The sequence below is a fragment of the Pseudokineococcus lusitanus genome (genome assembly GCF_003751265.1).
GTDB classification, from domain to species: Bacteria; Actinomycetota; Actinomycetes; order Actinomycetales; family Quadrisphaeraceae; genus Pseudokineococcus; species Pseudokineococcus lusitanus.
The window spans coordinates 168,994-181,755 of the sequence record NZ_RJKN01000007.1 but is presented as its reverse complement, the minus strand read 5'-3'; the positions used below and the strand labels follow the sequence as shown (position 1 = coordinate 181,755).

Annotated in this window: 11 protein-coding genes; 4 read left to right on the top strand and 7 right to left on the bottom strand. The window is 76.7% G+C overall.

The genetic code is table 11. The features are described from left to right. Positions 1 to 52: 52 nt before the first annotated feature. From EDC03_RS13985 to EDC03_RS13970, 4 genes are all read left to right on the top strand, one after another. The gene (locus tag EDC03_RS13985; RefSeq protein WP_123380854.1) at positions 53 to 1,585 is read left to right on the top strand and encodes a mannitol dehydrogenase family protein; all 1,533 of its coding nucleotides are present in this window, start codon (positions 53 to 55) and stop codon (positions 1,583 to 1,585) included. Between the two features lie 85 nt (positions 1,586 to 1,670). Next, entirely contained in the window at positions 1,671 to 2,822 is a 1,152-nt protein-coding gene (locus tag EDC03_RS13980) for a glycerate kinase family protein (RefSeq protein ID WP_123380853.1), read from the top strand. Next, the gene (locus EDC03_RS18470) at positions 2,819 to 3,250 is read left to right on the top strand and encodes an HNH endonuclease (protein WP_123380935.1); all 432 of its coding nucleotides are present in this window, start codon (positions 2,819 to 2,821) and stop codon (positions 3,248 to 3,250) included. Before EDC03_RS13980 ends, EDC03_RS18470 begins: the two co-directional genes overlap by 4 nt. Positions 3,251 to 3,324: 74 nt before the next feature. After that, a complete protein-coding gene (locus EDC03_RS13970; RefSeq protein ID WP_123380852.1) occupies positions 3,325 to 4,245 on the top strand; it encodes a 5,10-methylenetetrahydrofolate reductase in 921 nt (306 codons plus the stop codon). A 39-nt stretch (positions 4,246 to 4,284) separates the two neighbouring features. Here the strand turns inward: EDC03_RS13970 and EDC03_RS13965 are convergent, their stop codons facing one another. The 7 genes from EDC03_RS13965 to EDC03_RS13935 form a co-directional block, all read right to left on the bottom strand. Then, a complete protein-coding gene (locus EDC03_RS13965) occupies positions 4,285 to 5,049 on the bottom strand; it encodes an SDR family oxidoreductase (RefSeq protein WP_123380934.1) in 765 nt (254 codons plus the stop codon). 64 nt (positions 5,050 to 5,113) lie between these two features. After that, positions 5,114 to 6,439, bottom strand: a complete 1,326-nt coding sequence (gene ilvA / locus EDC03_RS13960) for a threonine ammonia-lyase IlvA (RefSeq protein WP_123380933.1) — start codon at positions 6,437 to 6,439, stop codon at positions 5,114 to 5,116. 106 nt (positions 6,440 to 6,545) lie between these two features. Beyond that, positions 6,546 to 7,883, bottom strand: coding sequence for an MFS transporter (locus EDC03_RS13955; protein ID WP_123380851.1), 1,338 nt, complete (start codon positions 7,881 to 7,883; stop codon positions 6,546 to 6,548). Between the two features lie 126 nt (positions 7,884 to 8,009). Further along, positions 8,010 to 8,498 (bottom strand): MarR family winged helix-turn-helix transcriptional regulator, encoded by a 489-nt coding sequence (locus EDC03_RS13950; RefSeq protein WP_158674315.1) that lies wholly within the window; start codon positions 8,496 to 8,498, stop codon positions 8,010 to 8,012. A gap of 119 nt (positions 8,499 to 8,617) precedes the next feature. Continuing rightward, the gene (locus tag EDC03_RS13945) at positions 8,618 to 9,673 is read right to left on the bottom strand and encodes a hemolysin family protein (protein WP_123380849.1); all 1,056 of its coding nucleotides are present in this window, start codon (positions 9,671 to 9,673) and stop codon (positions 8,618 to 8,620) included. Next, positions 9,670 to 11,112, bottom strand: a complete 1,443-nt coding sequence (locus EDC03_RS13940) for a hemolysin family protein (protein WP_199720268.1) — start codon at positions 11,110 to 11,112, stop codon at positions 9,670 to 9,672. Before EDC03_RS13940 ends, EDC03_RS13945 begins: the two co-directional genes overlap by 4 nt. A gap of 349 nt (positions 11,113 to 11,461) precedes the next feature. Continuing rightward, complete coding sequence (locus EDC03_RS13935; RefSeq protein ID WP_123380848.1) at positions 11,462 to 12,748, bottom strand: adenylosuccinate synthase; 1,287 nt, start codon at positions 12,746 to 12,748, stop codon at positions 11,462 to 11,464. Between the last annotated feature and the right edge of the window lie 14 nt (positions 12,749 to 12,762).

The window sequence follows — 12,762 nt, the reverse complement described above, 5'->3', positions numbered from 1 at the left end:
CCCGCCCGCCAGGCCGCCCCGTGCTCCCGCGCGACCAGACCGGAGACCTCCGATGACCTCAGACACCACGACGGGTGCCCGCCCGCTGTCCGCCGCGACGCTCGCCGACCCGCCGGCCGGGCTGCCCGTGCCCACGTACGACCGGTCCCGCGTGACCGCCGGGATCGTCCACTTCGGCGTCGGGGGCTTCCACCGGGCCCACGAGGCCATGTACCTCGACCGCCTCATGGAGGACGGCAAGGCCCTCGACTGGGGCATCTGCGGCGTCGGCGTCCTGCCCGGCGACCGCCGGATGGCCGACGTCATGGCCGCCCAGGACTGCCTCTACACGCTCGTCCTCAAGCACCCGGACGGCACGTACGAGCCCCGGGTGGTCGGCTCGCTCGTGGAGTACCTCTTCGCGCCGGACGACCCCGAGGCCGTGCTCGAGAGGATGGCCGACCCGGCGGTCCGGATCGTCTCCATGACCGTCACCGAGGGCGGGTACCACGTGCACCCCGTCACCGGGGAGCTGGACACGAGGGACGAGCGGCTGCGCGCCGACCTCGAGGACGACGTCGAGAGCCCCACGCCCCGCACGGCCTTCGCCTTCATCACCGAGGCGCTGCGCCGCCGCCGCGACCGCGGCGTGCCGGCGTTCACGGTGATGTCCTGCGACAACATCCAGGGCAACGGCGACGTCGCCCACCGGATGGTGACGGCGTACGTGCGGGCCCGGGACGAGCGCACCGGTGGCGACCTGGCCGACTACCTCGAGCGGGAGGTCACCTTCCCCAACTCGATGGTCGACCGCATCACGCCCGTCACGGCCGACGCCGACCGCGAGGCCGTCCGCGAGCGCTTCGGCGTCGAGGACGCGTGGCCCGTCGTCGCCGAGCCCTTCGCCCAGTGGGTCCTCGAGGACCGCTTCGGCGACGGCCGCCCGCCGCTCGAGGAGGTGGGGGTCCAGGTCGTCGATGACGTCCACCCCTACGAGCTCATGAAGCTGCGGCTGCTCAACGCGAGCCACCAGGCGCTCTGCTACCTGGGCTACCTCGCCGGCCACCGCTACGCGCACGAGGTCTGCTCGGAGCAGCTCTTCGCCGACTTCCTCCTCGCCTACATGGACGACGAGGCGACCCCGACCCTGCAGCCGGTGCCGGGCGTCGACCTCGACGCCTACAAGCCGGGCCTCGTCGAGCGCTTCGCCAACCCCGAGGTGCGGGACACCCTGGCCCGGCTGTGCGCGGACTCCAGCAACCGCATCCCCACGTGGCTCGTGCCCCTCACCCGCGAGAACCTCGCCGCCGGCCGGTCGGTCGAGCACGCGGCGCTCGTCATCGCCGCGTGGGCGCGCTACGCCGAGGGCGTCGACGAGCAGGGCGAGCCGATCGAGGTCGTCGACGCCGACGCCGAGGGCCGTGTCGCCGCCGCGAAGGCACAGCTCGAGGGCGACGACCTCGCGTTCCTCCGGGACGAGGACCTCTTCGGCGACCTCGCCGAGCAGGAGGCGTTCACGACGCCGTACCGCGCGTCCCTCGCGTCGCTGCACTCCCACGGCGCGCGGCGCACGCTCGAGGAGCACCTGGCCCGCACCCGGGCCTGAGGCCCCGTCCGGTGCGTGCGCCCCGCCGCGCGCACCGGACGAGGCCCGTCCGGCGGCCGCCGACGCCCGCGCCTAGCGTGGTCCCGTGCGCGTCGTGGTCGCCGTCGACTCCTTCAAGGGGTCCCTCACGACCACCGACGCCGGCGCCGCGGTCCGGGCCGGCGTCCTCGCCGCCCGGCCCGACGCGGACGTCGTCGTCCTCCCCGTGGCCGACGGCGGCGAGGGCACGACCGACTGCCTGGCCGCGGCGTGGGGCACCCCGCTGCGGCGGAGCGTCACGACCGACGCGCTGGGCCGTCCGACCACCGCCACGTGGGCGCTCTCCGCGGACGGCGCCCGCGCCGTCGTCGAGGTGGCGGCCGCGAGCGGGCTGCCCGCCGTCGCGGACGTCCCCGCCGACCCCCGCGGCACCTCGACGCTCGGCACCGGCCGCCTCCTCGTCGAGGCGCTCGACGCCGGGGCCGAGGAGGTCCTCCTCTGCCTCGGCGGCAGCGCGACGACCGACGGCGGCGCCGGCCTCCTCGTCGCCCTCGGCGGCCGCCTCCTCGACGCCGACGGCCGCGACCTCCCGCCCGGCGGCGGCGCCCTGACCGCGCTCGACCGGGTCGACCTGTCCGCCCTGCACCCGCGCGCCCGCGGTGCCCGGTGGCGGCTGGCGTGCGACGTCACCAACCCGCTGCTCGGCCCGCGCGGCGCCGCGGCGGTCTACGGCCCGCAGAAGGGCGCCGGCCCGGACGACGTCGCGGCGCTCGACGCCGGGCTGGCCCGGCTCGCGGCCGCGCTGCGGGGGGCCACGGGCGTCGACGTCGCCGACCTGCCCGGCGCCGGGGCCGCCGGCGGCGCGCCCGCCCCGCTCGTCGCGGCGCTCGGGGCGACCCTCGAGCCCGGGGCGCCGCTCGTCCTCGGCGAGGTCGGGCTGCCCGCCGCGCTGGCCGGCGGCGCCGACCTCGTGCTGACGGGCGAGGGCTCGTGCGACGAGCAGTCGGTGCAGGGCAAGGTCGTCGACGGCGTCGCCGCGGCCGTCCGGGCCGCGCCGGCCGCGGCCGGGGCGCCCGTCGTCGTCCTCGCGGGACGGGTGGCCGTGGCGCCGGCCGTGCTGGCGGCGGCCGGCGTGACGGCGGCCTTCGGCCTCGCCCCGGGCCCGGCGTCGCTCGACGAGCTGCGCGCGGACGCCGCCCCGCTGCTGGCGGACCTCGCCGAGCGCGTCGTCCGCCTCGTCGGCCGGGACGCCCGCTGAGCCGCCGCCGCCCGCCGCCCGGCGACGGCGCGGTCGACGGGCCCGACGACCGCGAGCACGACGCGCTCCCCCGCACCGCGCGGCTGGCGCGGGCCGTCGAGCGCGAGGGCGGCGCCTGCGCCTGGTGCCGGCGGCCCTTCACCCCGCTCGTCGTCCCGACGACCGACCACCTCGTCCCCCGCGTCCGCGGCGGACCGTCGTGGCTGGAGAACGAGGTGGCCGCCTGCTCGCGCTGCAACCGCGCCCGCGGCCACCTCGGCGCGGCCGACTGGGTCCGCGAGTGCCGGGGGCGGGGGTGGGACCCCGACGTCGACCACCTGCTCGCGGTGGTCGTCGAGCTCGGGGCCACGACGCGGCGCCGCGGCGGCCACCGCCGGGCGCGCGACGCCGCCGAGGCCCAGGAGCGGCGCCTGCGCCGCCTCGCCTGAGCCCGCCGCCGCCCGCCGTCCACCCGTCGGGCGGCGCGCCCCCGCCGTCCGGACGCGTTGCTAGCGTCCCGGGCGTGGACCTGGTGGAGGCCCTGCGCCGGGGCGACGGCGGTTTCCTGCTCTTCGGCCTCACCCCGCCGAAGGCGTCCGCGTCCGGCGAGGACGTCGCGCGCATCGCCGACCTCACGCTCGAGCGGCTGCGCACGGCGGACCCCGACGGGGTCGTGCTCTACGACATCACCGACGAGGGCGACCGCAACGACGTCGAGCGGCCCTTCCCCTTCCTCCCGACGGTGGACCCGGCGCAGTTCCTCGCCGACCACCTGCGCGGGTGGGACAAGCCGGCGGTCGTCTACCGGTCCGTGGGCAAGTACCCGGAGGCCGAGCTGCGGCGCTGGATGCGCGACCAGCCCGCGGACCGCGTCGTCTCGACGCTCGTCGGGGCCGCGTCCAGCGCGTCGGTCGGCCTCACGTCGCTGGCCCGCGCGTACGACGTGCAGCGCGAGGAGCACCCGGGGCTGCTCGCGGGCGGCGTCGTCATCCCCGAGCGGCACACGAACCGCGGCGACGAGCACGTGCGGATGCTCGACAAGCAGGCGCGCGGCTGCGCCTTCTTCGTGAGCCAGGTGCTCTACGACGCCAACGCGGCCAAGACCCTCGTCTCGGACTACCGCGACGGGTGCGACGCCCGCGGGGTCGCGCCGCGGCCGCTCGTCTTCACCGTCTCGGTGTGCGGCTCGACGCGGACGCTCGACTTCCTCACGTGGCTGGGCGTCCAGGTGCCCCGCTGGGTGCGGGGGGACCTCCTGCGCGCCCAGGACACCCTCGTCGCGTCGACCGAGCACGCCGCCGCGGTCGCCGCGGACGTCGTCGCCTACTGCCGACGGCTCGACGTCCCCGTCGGCCTCGCCGTCGAGAGCGTCTCGAGCCGGCGCACCGAGATCGAGGCGGCCGTCGACCTCGCCGCCGACCTCCGCGCCCTGCTGGACGGCTGAGGCCGGCGGCGGGTCAGCCCTCCCGCCCGTCGTCGGCGGTCATGCGGGACCCGGCCACGGGCCCCCTCTGCAGCATCCGCCGTCGGCGACGAACGAGGAGCCGGTGACGCAGGAGGCGTCGTCGCCGCAGAGGAGGGCGACGACGGCGGCCGTCTCGGGCGCCGAGCCGACCCGTCCGACCGGCACGCCGGGGCGGGGCTCCGAGGCCGGGTCCACGTCCTCGGCGCCGGTCAGCGGCGTCGCGATCTCGCCCGGCCCGACGCTGTCGACGGTGGTGCCGTGCTGCGCCGGCTCGACCGCCGCCGTCCTCACCAGCCCGCCGAGCCCGTGCTCGGCGGCCACGTGGTCGCTCGCGCCGACCCGGGGCGCGTGCTCGTGGACGCTCGTGACGGCGACGAGGCGGCCGCCGCCCCCCTGGGCGACCATGCGTCGCGCCGCCCGCCGGAGGGTGAGGAAGGCGCCGTCGAGGTCGACCCGCCTGCGGGTGCGCCACTCCTCGGAGGGCAGGTCGAGGAACGGCCCGCCGCCGCCGCCCCCGGCGTCGGCGACGAGCACGCGCAGCTCCCCGCCGAGGGCGTCCGCCGGCTCGTCGACGACGTCGGCGGCCCCCGGCAGCTGCTCGAGGTCGAGCCGCCGCACCTCCGCGCGGCGGCCGAGGGCGCGCACCTCCTCGGCCGTGCCCAGCGCGCCCTCCGCGTCGGCGTGCCAGGTGATGCCGACGTCGAACCCGTCGCGGGCGAGGCGCACCGCGGTGGCCTTGCCGATGCCGGGGTCCGAGGCGGTGACGATCACGGTGCGGCTCATCACCCGACGCCAGGTCGCCCCCCGCCGCCCCGCACGGCCGGAGCCCGCGGGGACGACCGGCTGCTCAGAGCAGGTACTGGAAGGCGGGGCTGCCCGGCTCGAGCCGCTCGACGTCGAGGCCCGAGGCCGTCATCCGCGCCAGCAGCGGCGCGAGGTCCCCGGGGCGCGCGATCTCGAGGCCGATGAGGGCCGGCCCGGTCTCGCGGTTGTTGCGCTTGAGGTACTCGAAGCGGGTGATGTCGTCGTCGGGGCCGAGGACCTCGTCGAGGAAGGTGCGCAGGGCGCCGGGCTCCTGGGCGAACTGCACGAGGAAGTAGTGCTTGAGCCCCTCGTGGACGAGCGAGCGCTCGACGACCTCGCCGTAGCGGCTCACGTCGTTGTTGCCGCCGGAGAGCACGCAGACGACGTCCTGGCCCGGCTCGACGAGAACGACGTCGCCCAGCGCCGCCGAGGCGAGGGCCCCCGCGGGCTCGGCGATGATGCCGTCCACCTGGTAGAGCGCGAGCATCTCCGTGCAGACCCGCCCCTCGGCGACCGCGACGAGCTCGGCCCCGCTGTCCCGGACCAGCGGCAGCGTGACGTGCCCGGCGGTGCGGACGGCGGCGCCGTCGACGAAGGTCTCGACCTCGCGGAGCGGCACGGGCCGGCCGGCGGCGAGCGCCGCGGCCATGGACGCGGCCCCGGCCGGCTCGACGCCGACGAGGCGGGTGCCGGGGTGGCGCGCGGCGAACCACGTGCCGGTGCCGGCGAGGAGCCCCCCGCCCCCGACGGGCACGACGACGACGTCGGGGACCCGCCCCGTCAGGGCCAGGTGCTGCTCGGCGACCTCGCAGGCCACCGTCCCCTGGCCCGCGACGGTGCGGGGGTCGTCGAAGGCGGGGACGACGACGGCGCCCGTGCGCCCGGCCTCCTCGCGGGTGGCCGTCACGGCGTCGTCGTAGACGTCGCCGACGACGACGACCTCGCAGACGTCCCCGCCGAGGGCGGCGATCCGCTCGCGCTTCTGGCGCGGCGTCGTCCGCGGCACCATGACGCGGCCCCGGACGCCGAGCTCGCGGCAGGCCGCCGCGACGCCCTGGCCGTGGTTGCCGGCGCTGGCGCACACGACGCCGCGCGCGAGCTCGTCCGCCGACAGCTGGGCGATGAGGTTGTAGGCCCCACGGACCTTGTAGGACCGCACCGAGGTGAGGTCCTCGCGCTTGAGGGAGACGTGCGCGCCCGTGGCCGCGGACAGGCGCGCCGAGTGCTGCAGCGGCGTCGTGCGCACGACCCCGGCCAGCCGCCGCGCGGCCTCCTCGACGACGTCGGCGGTGACGACGCCGACGTCGGCGGCCGGGCCGCTGGCGCGCGAGGACGCGGGGACCGCCGTCGTGGGCGTCGGAGCGTCGATGGGGTGCCTCCTGCGCGGGCGAGGGCGACGGGCAGCCGCCCGCGCCCAGGCTAGGACCGGGGCACGGGCGGGTCGGCGGGCGTCCGCGGAGCGGGCGGCCGGGGGCTCAGCTCGCCTCGGCGGCGCTGACGGCGGCGACCTCGGTCCGGCCGTGGGCGGCGGGCGTCGCACCGTGGCCGACGCCGGACAGCCGGCCCAGGTGCCGGCGGCTGCCGGTGAGGACGACGACGCCGAGGAGGACGGCGCCCGCCCCCACCCAGAAGGGGACGTGCGGGCTGATGCTCTCGCCGAGGCGCCCGGCGAGCCACGGGGCGACGGCGCCGCCGCCGAAGCGGACGAAGCTGTAGGCGGCCGACGCCGTCGAGCGCTCGGCCGGGGAGACGAGCATGACCCCCTCGGTGACGAGCGTGTTGTTGACGCCGAGGAAGACGCCGGCCACGACGACGCAGGTGGCCAGCACCGCCTTCGAGTCGGTGAAGAGGGCCATGACGGCGAGGTCGAGGGCGAAGAGGACGAGCGCGAGGACGATGCCCGGCAGCGTCCCGACACGGCGCTGCAGCCATGGGGCGAGGAAGACCGAGCTCAGCGCCAGGCAGACGCCCCAGCCGAAGAAGACGCCGCCCACGGCGTAGATGCCGAGGTCCAGCGGGAAGGGCGTGTACGCGAGCAGGGTGAAGAACCCGACGTTGTACAGCAGGGCCGTGACGGCCATGGCCAGCAGGCCGCGGTGGCGCAGGGCGCGGAAGGGGTCGAGCGGCGTCGTCGCCCGGGCCGGGCGGGGCACCTCGGGCAGGAAGACGGCGATGGCCGCGAAGGCGACGGCCATGAGGACGGCGACCCCGAAGAACGGGCCCCGCCACGAGACGCCGCCGAGCAGCCCGCCCAGGAGGGGGCCCGTGGCGATGCCGACCCCGAGCGCGGCCTCGTAGAGGACGATCGCCCCGGCGACGCCGCCGCTGGCCGCGCCGACGATCGTCGCGAGCGCGGTCGCGATGAAGAGCGCGTTGCCGAGCCCCCAGCCGGCCCGGAAGCCGACGATCTCCCCGATCGAGCCGGACGACCCGGCGAGGGCGCTGAAGACGACGATGACGGCGAGCCCGCCGAGCAGCGTGCGCTTCGGCCCGACCCGGCTGGAGATGACGCCGGTGACGAGCATCGCGACGCCGGTCACCGCCATGTAGCTCGTGAAGAGCAGCGAGACCTGCGACGGCGAGGCGTCGAGCTCCTCGCCGATCGGCTTGAGGATGGGGTCGACGAGCCCGATCCCCATGAACGCGATGACGCAGGCGAAGGCGACCGCCCAGACGGCGCGCGGCTGGTCGAGCAGGCTCGACGAGCCCTCGGCGGGCGGGCCGTCCGCGGCGGGCGGGGCGTCGCCGGCCGGCGTGGGGACGGGGGCGCCCCCGCCGGTGGCGGCGGGACGGGCGGGGCGGTGCAGGGCCATGGGTCTCCCTCGGTGCGGGGACCGGCGGCGGTGGCGCGGCGGGGCCGCGGTCGTCGGGGGTCTCGGTGCGGGTCGGGCGTGGCGTCGCCCGGTGGTGGGTCGTGACGGCAGGTCGGTGGTGGGGGGTCAGCCCGGCGTCTCGCCGGCGACGAGCCGGTCGAGGACGGCGACCCCGCGCGCCAGGTCGGCGCGCTCGGAGGGCGTGAGCGCGCCCAGCCCCGGCGCGAGGGCCCGGGCGGCCGCGCGGCGCTGCTCCGCCAGCCGGCGCAGGCCCGCCTCGCTGACGCCCACGAGCACGGCACGGCCGTCCTCGGGGTCGGGCTCCCGCTCCGCCCACCCGCGCTCGACGAGACGGGCGACCAGCGCCGTCGCCGTCGGCTGGGACGTGCGGTCGAGGGCGGCGAGGGTGCTGACGCGCAGCGGCCCCAGCTCCTCGAGCTGGGACAGGGCGCGCCACAGGGCCTGCGGCATGGGGGCGTCGGCCGCCCGGCCGGCCCACCGGGTGAAGCGGGCGGCGGAGACGAGCAGGGCCACGCCGAGCTCCTCGCCGTCGTGCGGCCCGTCCACCATGGGGCCGGGCGGTGGCGCGGCAGAGGTGGTGGTTCGCTCGGGCACACGTCGACAGTACATAGCCTGGCTATGCATGTCGAGCCGGCCGGGGACGACGGAGGGGCGGCACCCGGGTCGCCCCGCGCACCGCCCCTCCCCGGCCTCCGCCGGGCCGCCCCTGCCGGTCAGCGGGACCCGGCCACCGCCGCCCGTCGGGTGTCGTCGCGGATCTGGCCGACGAGCTCGGAGAGCACGTCCTCCAGCGTGACGATGCCCACGACGCCGCCGGTCCCGCCACGCACGGCGGCCAGGTGGGCGCCGTCCTTCTGCATGCGGGCGAGGACGGTGCGCAGCGCCGCGTCGGCGGGCACCTCCGGCAGCGGCCGCAGCCGGTCGGCGCCCACGGGCACCTCGCGGCGGGCGGCGTCGACCTCGAGGAGGTCCTTGATGTGGACGTACCCGTGCAGCACGCCGTCGGCCCCCCGGACGGGGAAGCGCGAGAAGCCCCGCACCGCCACCTCCTCGGCCTGCGCCGGGGTGACGCCGAGCGGCAGGACGGTGACGCGGTCGATGTCGATCATCACGCCCGACACGTGGTGCTCGTCGAACTCGAGGGCCTCGAGCAGGAGCTCGCCCTCGCGGTCGTCGAGCAGCCCGCCCTCGCGCGACTCGGCGACCAGGCCGGCCACCTCGTCCCGCGTGAACACGCTGGCCACCTCGTCGCGGGGCGTGACGCCCAGGAGCCGCAGGATGCGGTTCGCCGCGATGTTGAGGGTCCAGATCAGCGGGTACATGACCTTGACCGTCAGGACCAGGGGCGGCGCCAGGACGAGCGCCGCGCGCTCCGGCCCGGCGATGGCGATGTTCTTCGGCACCATCTCGCCGAGGACCACGTGGAGCAGCGTGACGAGCGCCAGCGCGATGACGAACGAGATCGGGTGGAGCAGCGCCTCCGGCACGCCCGCGGCCGCGAACGGCACCTCGAGCAGGTGCGCGATGGCGGGCTCGGACAGCGCGCCGAGCAGGAGCGAGCAGATCGTGATGCCGAGCTGGGCGCCCGCCATCATGAGCGACACGTTCTCCATGGCGCGCAGGGTCGTGCGGGCGGCCCGGGAGCCCTCCGCCGCCCTCGGCTCGACGAGGGTGCGGCGCGCCGAGATGAGCGCGAACTCCGCCCCGACGAAGAAGGCGTTGAGGGCGAGCAGCAGCGCGGTGAGGCCGAGGCCCAGCCAGTCGTTCATCGGGTCCCCTCCTGCTCGCGGTCGACGGCACCCACGGGCGCGCTGGCGGCGGGCTGCTCCCGCCGCTCCTCGCGGCCGACCTCGTCGGCCGCGTCGTCGTCCTCCTCGTGGTGCTCCTCCACCCGGACCCGCACCGTCTCGATCCGGTGGCCGTCCAGGGCCACCACCTCGAGCGTGATGTCCGATCCGGGCGAGCCGGGCGGGGCGTCGGCGGGCACGGTGACCGTGTCCCCGAGCACGGGCAGGCGCTCCAGGTGGAGGGTCACGAGCCCTCCGAGGGTGTCGTAGTCCTCGTGCTCCGGGACGACGACGCCGAGCAGCTCGCCGGCCTCGTCCGGGCGGAGGTTGCCCGCGAGGGTCCAGCGCCCGTCGGCGTCCGGCGGCACGGCCTCCTCCTCGGGGTCGTGCTCGTCGCGGACCTCGCCGACGAGCTCCTCGACGAGGTCCTCGAGGGTCACGAGGCCCGCGACGTCGCCGAACTCGTCGACGACGACGGCCATCTGCAGGCCGCCCTCGCGCAGCTGGTCGAGGAGGGCGTCCAGCGGGACCGTGTCGGGCACGTGGACCGCGGGGGCCATGACCTCGGCCACCGTCGTGGCCGCCCGGCGCTCGAACGGCACCGAGAGCACGTGCCGGACGTGCACCGTGCCGATGGCCTCGTCGTGCTCGGCGTCGAGGACGGGGAAACGCGAGTGGCCCGTGGCCGCCGCCTCCCGCAGCACCTCGTCGAGGCGGTCGCCCGCCTCGGCCGTCGTCATGAGGCCGCGGGGGGTCATGACGTCGCGGGCGCGGCGGTCGCCGAAGGCCAGCGAGCGCTGGACGAGCTCCGCGGTGTCCGCCGCCAGCGTCCCCTTGTCCGCGGAGTGGCGGACGAGGCCGGCCAGCTCCTCGGGCGAGCGGGCGGAGGCGAGCTCCTCCTGCGGCTCGAAGCCGAGGAGCCGGAGGATGCGGTTGGCGGAGCCGTTGCAGAGGCGGATGACGTAGGCGGTGCTCCTGGTGAAGCCCCGCTGGAAGCCGTTGACGAGCTTGGCCGTCCGCATCGGGTCGGCGATGGCGAGGTTCTTCGGCACCAGCTCGCCGAAGAGCATGGTGAGGACCGTCGCGATCGCCAGGGCGAGCACCGTCGAGACCGTGGCCGTCGCGGTCTCCCCGAGCCCGATGCTCTCGAGCGGCCCCTCGATGAGGTCGGCGATGGCCGGCCGCGAGAGGAAGCCGATGGCGAGGTTGGTCACGGTGATGCCCAGCTGGGCGCCGGACAGCTGCGTGGACAGCGTGCGCAGGGAGCGCAGGACGCCCTCGGCGCCGGGCTCGCCCTCGCGGGCCGCCCGCTCGACGGCGCTGCGGTTGATCGTCACGAGGGAGAACTCGGCGGCCACGAAGGCGCCGCAGGCGAGCACCAGGCCGGCCGCGAGGACGAGCAGGAGGACGTCGACGATCACGCGGCGGCCCCGTCGGTGCGGGGCGCGGCGGAGGACGTCAGGGGGCGGGCCGTCGGGCGACCGGAGGGGCGGGACCGGTGGTGGTCACGGTCCCGCGGGGAGGGCGTGGCGCGCGCTCGGCGCACCGCATGGGGGCCCTCCCCGGTCGTACTGTCCCGAGCGTCGGATGGAACGGCGCTCATGGTCTCCTCTCTCGCAGGTGCCGGGGCCCGCGCCGAGAGGGGCGGACCGGTGCGCGGTGGTGCGCACCGGTCCAGTGTGCGGGGTCCTGGGGCCCGGTGAGGGCATCGGTCCCCAGGTGCGCCGCGTCCGGGGGCACCTCCGGCCGGCCGCGGCGGCCGGGCCGGCCTCAGCCGAGGAGGTCGTGCCGGACGACGGACTCCTCGCGGCCGGGCCCGACGCCGACGACGGAGATCCGCGCCCCCGACATCTCCTCGAGCGCCTCGACGTAGCGCTGCGCCGCCGGCGGGAGGTCCTCCCACGTGCGGGCGCCGGAGATGTCCTCCTGCCAGCCCTCGAGCTCGGTGAGCACGGGTCGCGCGTGGTGGAGGTCGGTCTGCGTCGCGGGCAGCTCGTCGAGCCGACGGCCGTCCACCTCGTAGCCGGTGCAGACGGGGATGCGCTCGAGCCCGCCGAGGACGTCGAGCTTGGTCAGCACGAAGTCGGTGACGCCGTTGACGCGGGCGGCGTAGCGCGCGACGGGGGCGTCGTACCAGCCGCACCGACGGGGACGCCCCGTCGTCGTGCCGAACTCCGCGCCCGCCTCGCGCAGGGCGTCGCCCTCGGGGCCGAGCAGCTCGGTGGGGAACGGGCCCTCGCCGACGCGGGTCGTGTACGCCTTGACGACGGCGACGACGCGCGAGACGCGCGTCGGGGGGATGCCGGAGCCGGTGCAGGCGCCGCCCGCCGTCGCGCTGGAGGACGTGACGAACGGGTAGGTGCCGTGGTCGACGTCGAGCATCGTCGCCTGGCCGGCCTCGAGCAGCACCGTCTCGCCGCGGTCGAGCGCCTCGTGGAGGAGCAGGCCGGTGTCGGCGACCATCGGCCGCAGGCGCTCGGCCGACGACAGCAGCTCGTCGAGCACCTCGTCGACCTCGACCGCCCGGCGGTTGTAGACCTTGACGAGGAGGTGGTTCTTCAGCTCGAGGGCCGCCTCGACCTTCTGGCGGAGGATGCTCGCGTCGAAGAGGTCCTGGACCCGCAGGCCGACGCGCGACATCTTGTCGGCGTAGGTGGGGCCGATGCCCCGGCCCGTCGTGCCGATCTTCCGCGAGCCGAGGAACCGCTCGGTGACGCGGTCGAGGACCCGGTTGTAGGGCGGGATGAGGTGCGCGGCGCTGCTGACGACGAGACGGCTCGTGTCGACGCCGCGGGCCTGCAGCCCGTCGATCTCCTCGAAGAGGACCGACAGGTCGACCACGACGCCATTGCCGATGACGGGGGTGACCCCGGGCGTGAGGATGCCGCTCGGCAGCAGGTGGAGCGCGTACTTCTCCTGGCCGACGACGACGGTGTGGCCGGCGTTGTTGCCGCCGTTGAACTTCACGACGTAGTCGAGGCGGTCACCGAGCTGGTCGGTGGCCTTGCCCTTCCCCTCGTCGCCCCACTGGGCCCCCACGAGCACGATGGCGGGCATGGAGCAGCACCTGC

Excerpts from the sequence above, each read along its gene's own strand:
- EDC03_RS13955 (WP_123380851.1), bottom strand. The coding sequence starts at position 7,883 with ATGGCCCTGCACCGCCCCGCCCGTCCCGCCGCCACCGGCGGGGGCGCC.
- EDC03_RS13965 (WP_123380934.1), bottom strand. The coding sequence starts at position 5,049 with ATGAGCCGCACCGTGATCGTCACCGCCTCGGACCCCGGCATCGGCAAG.
- EDC03_RS13985 (WP_123380854.1), top strand. The coding sequence starts at position 53 with ATGACCTCAGACACCACGACGGGTGCCCGCCCGCTGTCCGCCGCGACG.
- EDC03_RS13935 (WP_123380848.1), bottom strand. The coding sequence starts at position 12,748 with ATGCCCGCCATCGTGCTCGTGGGGGCCCAGTGGGGCGACGAGGGGAAG.
- EDC03_RS13945 (WP_123380849.1), bottom strand. The coding sequence starts at position 9,673 with ATGAACGACTGGCTGGGCCTCGGCCTCACCGCGCTGCTGCTCGCCCTC.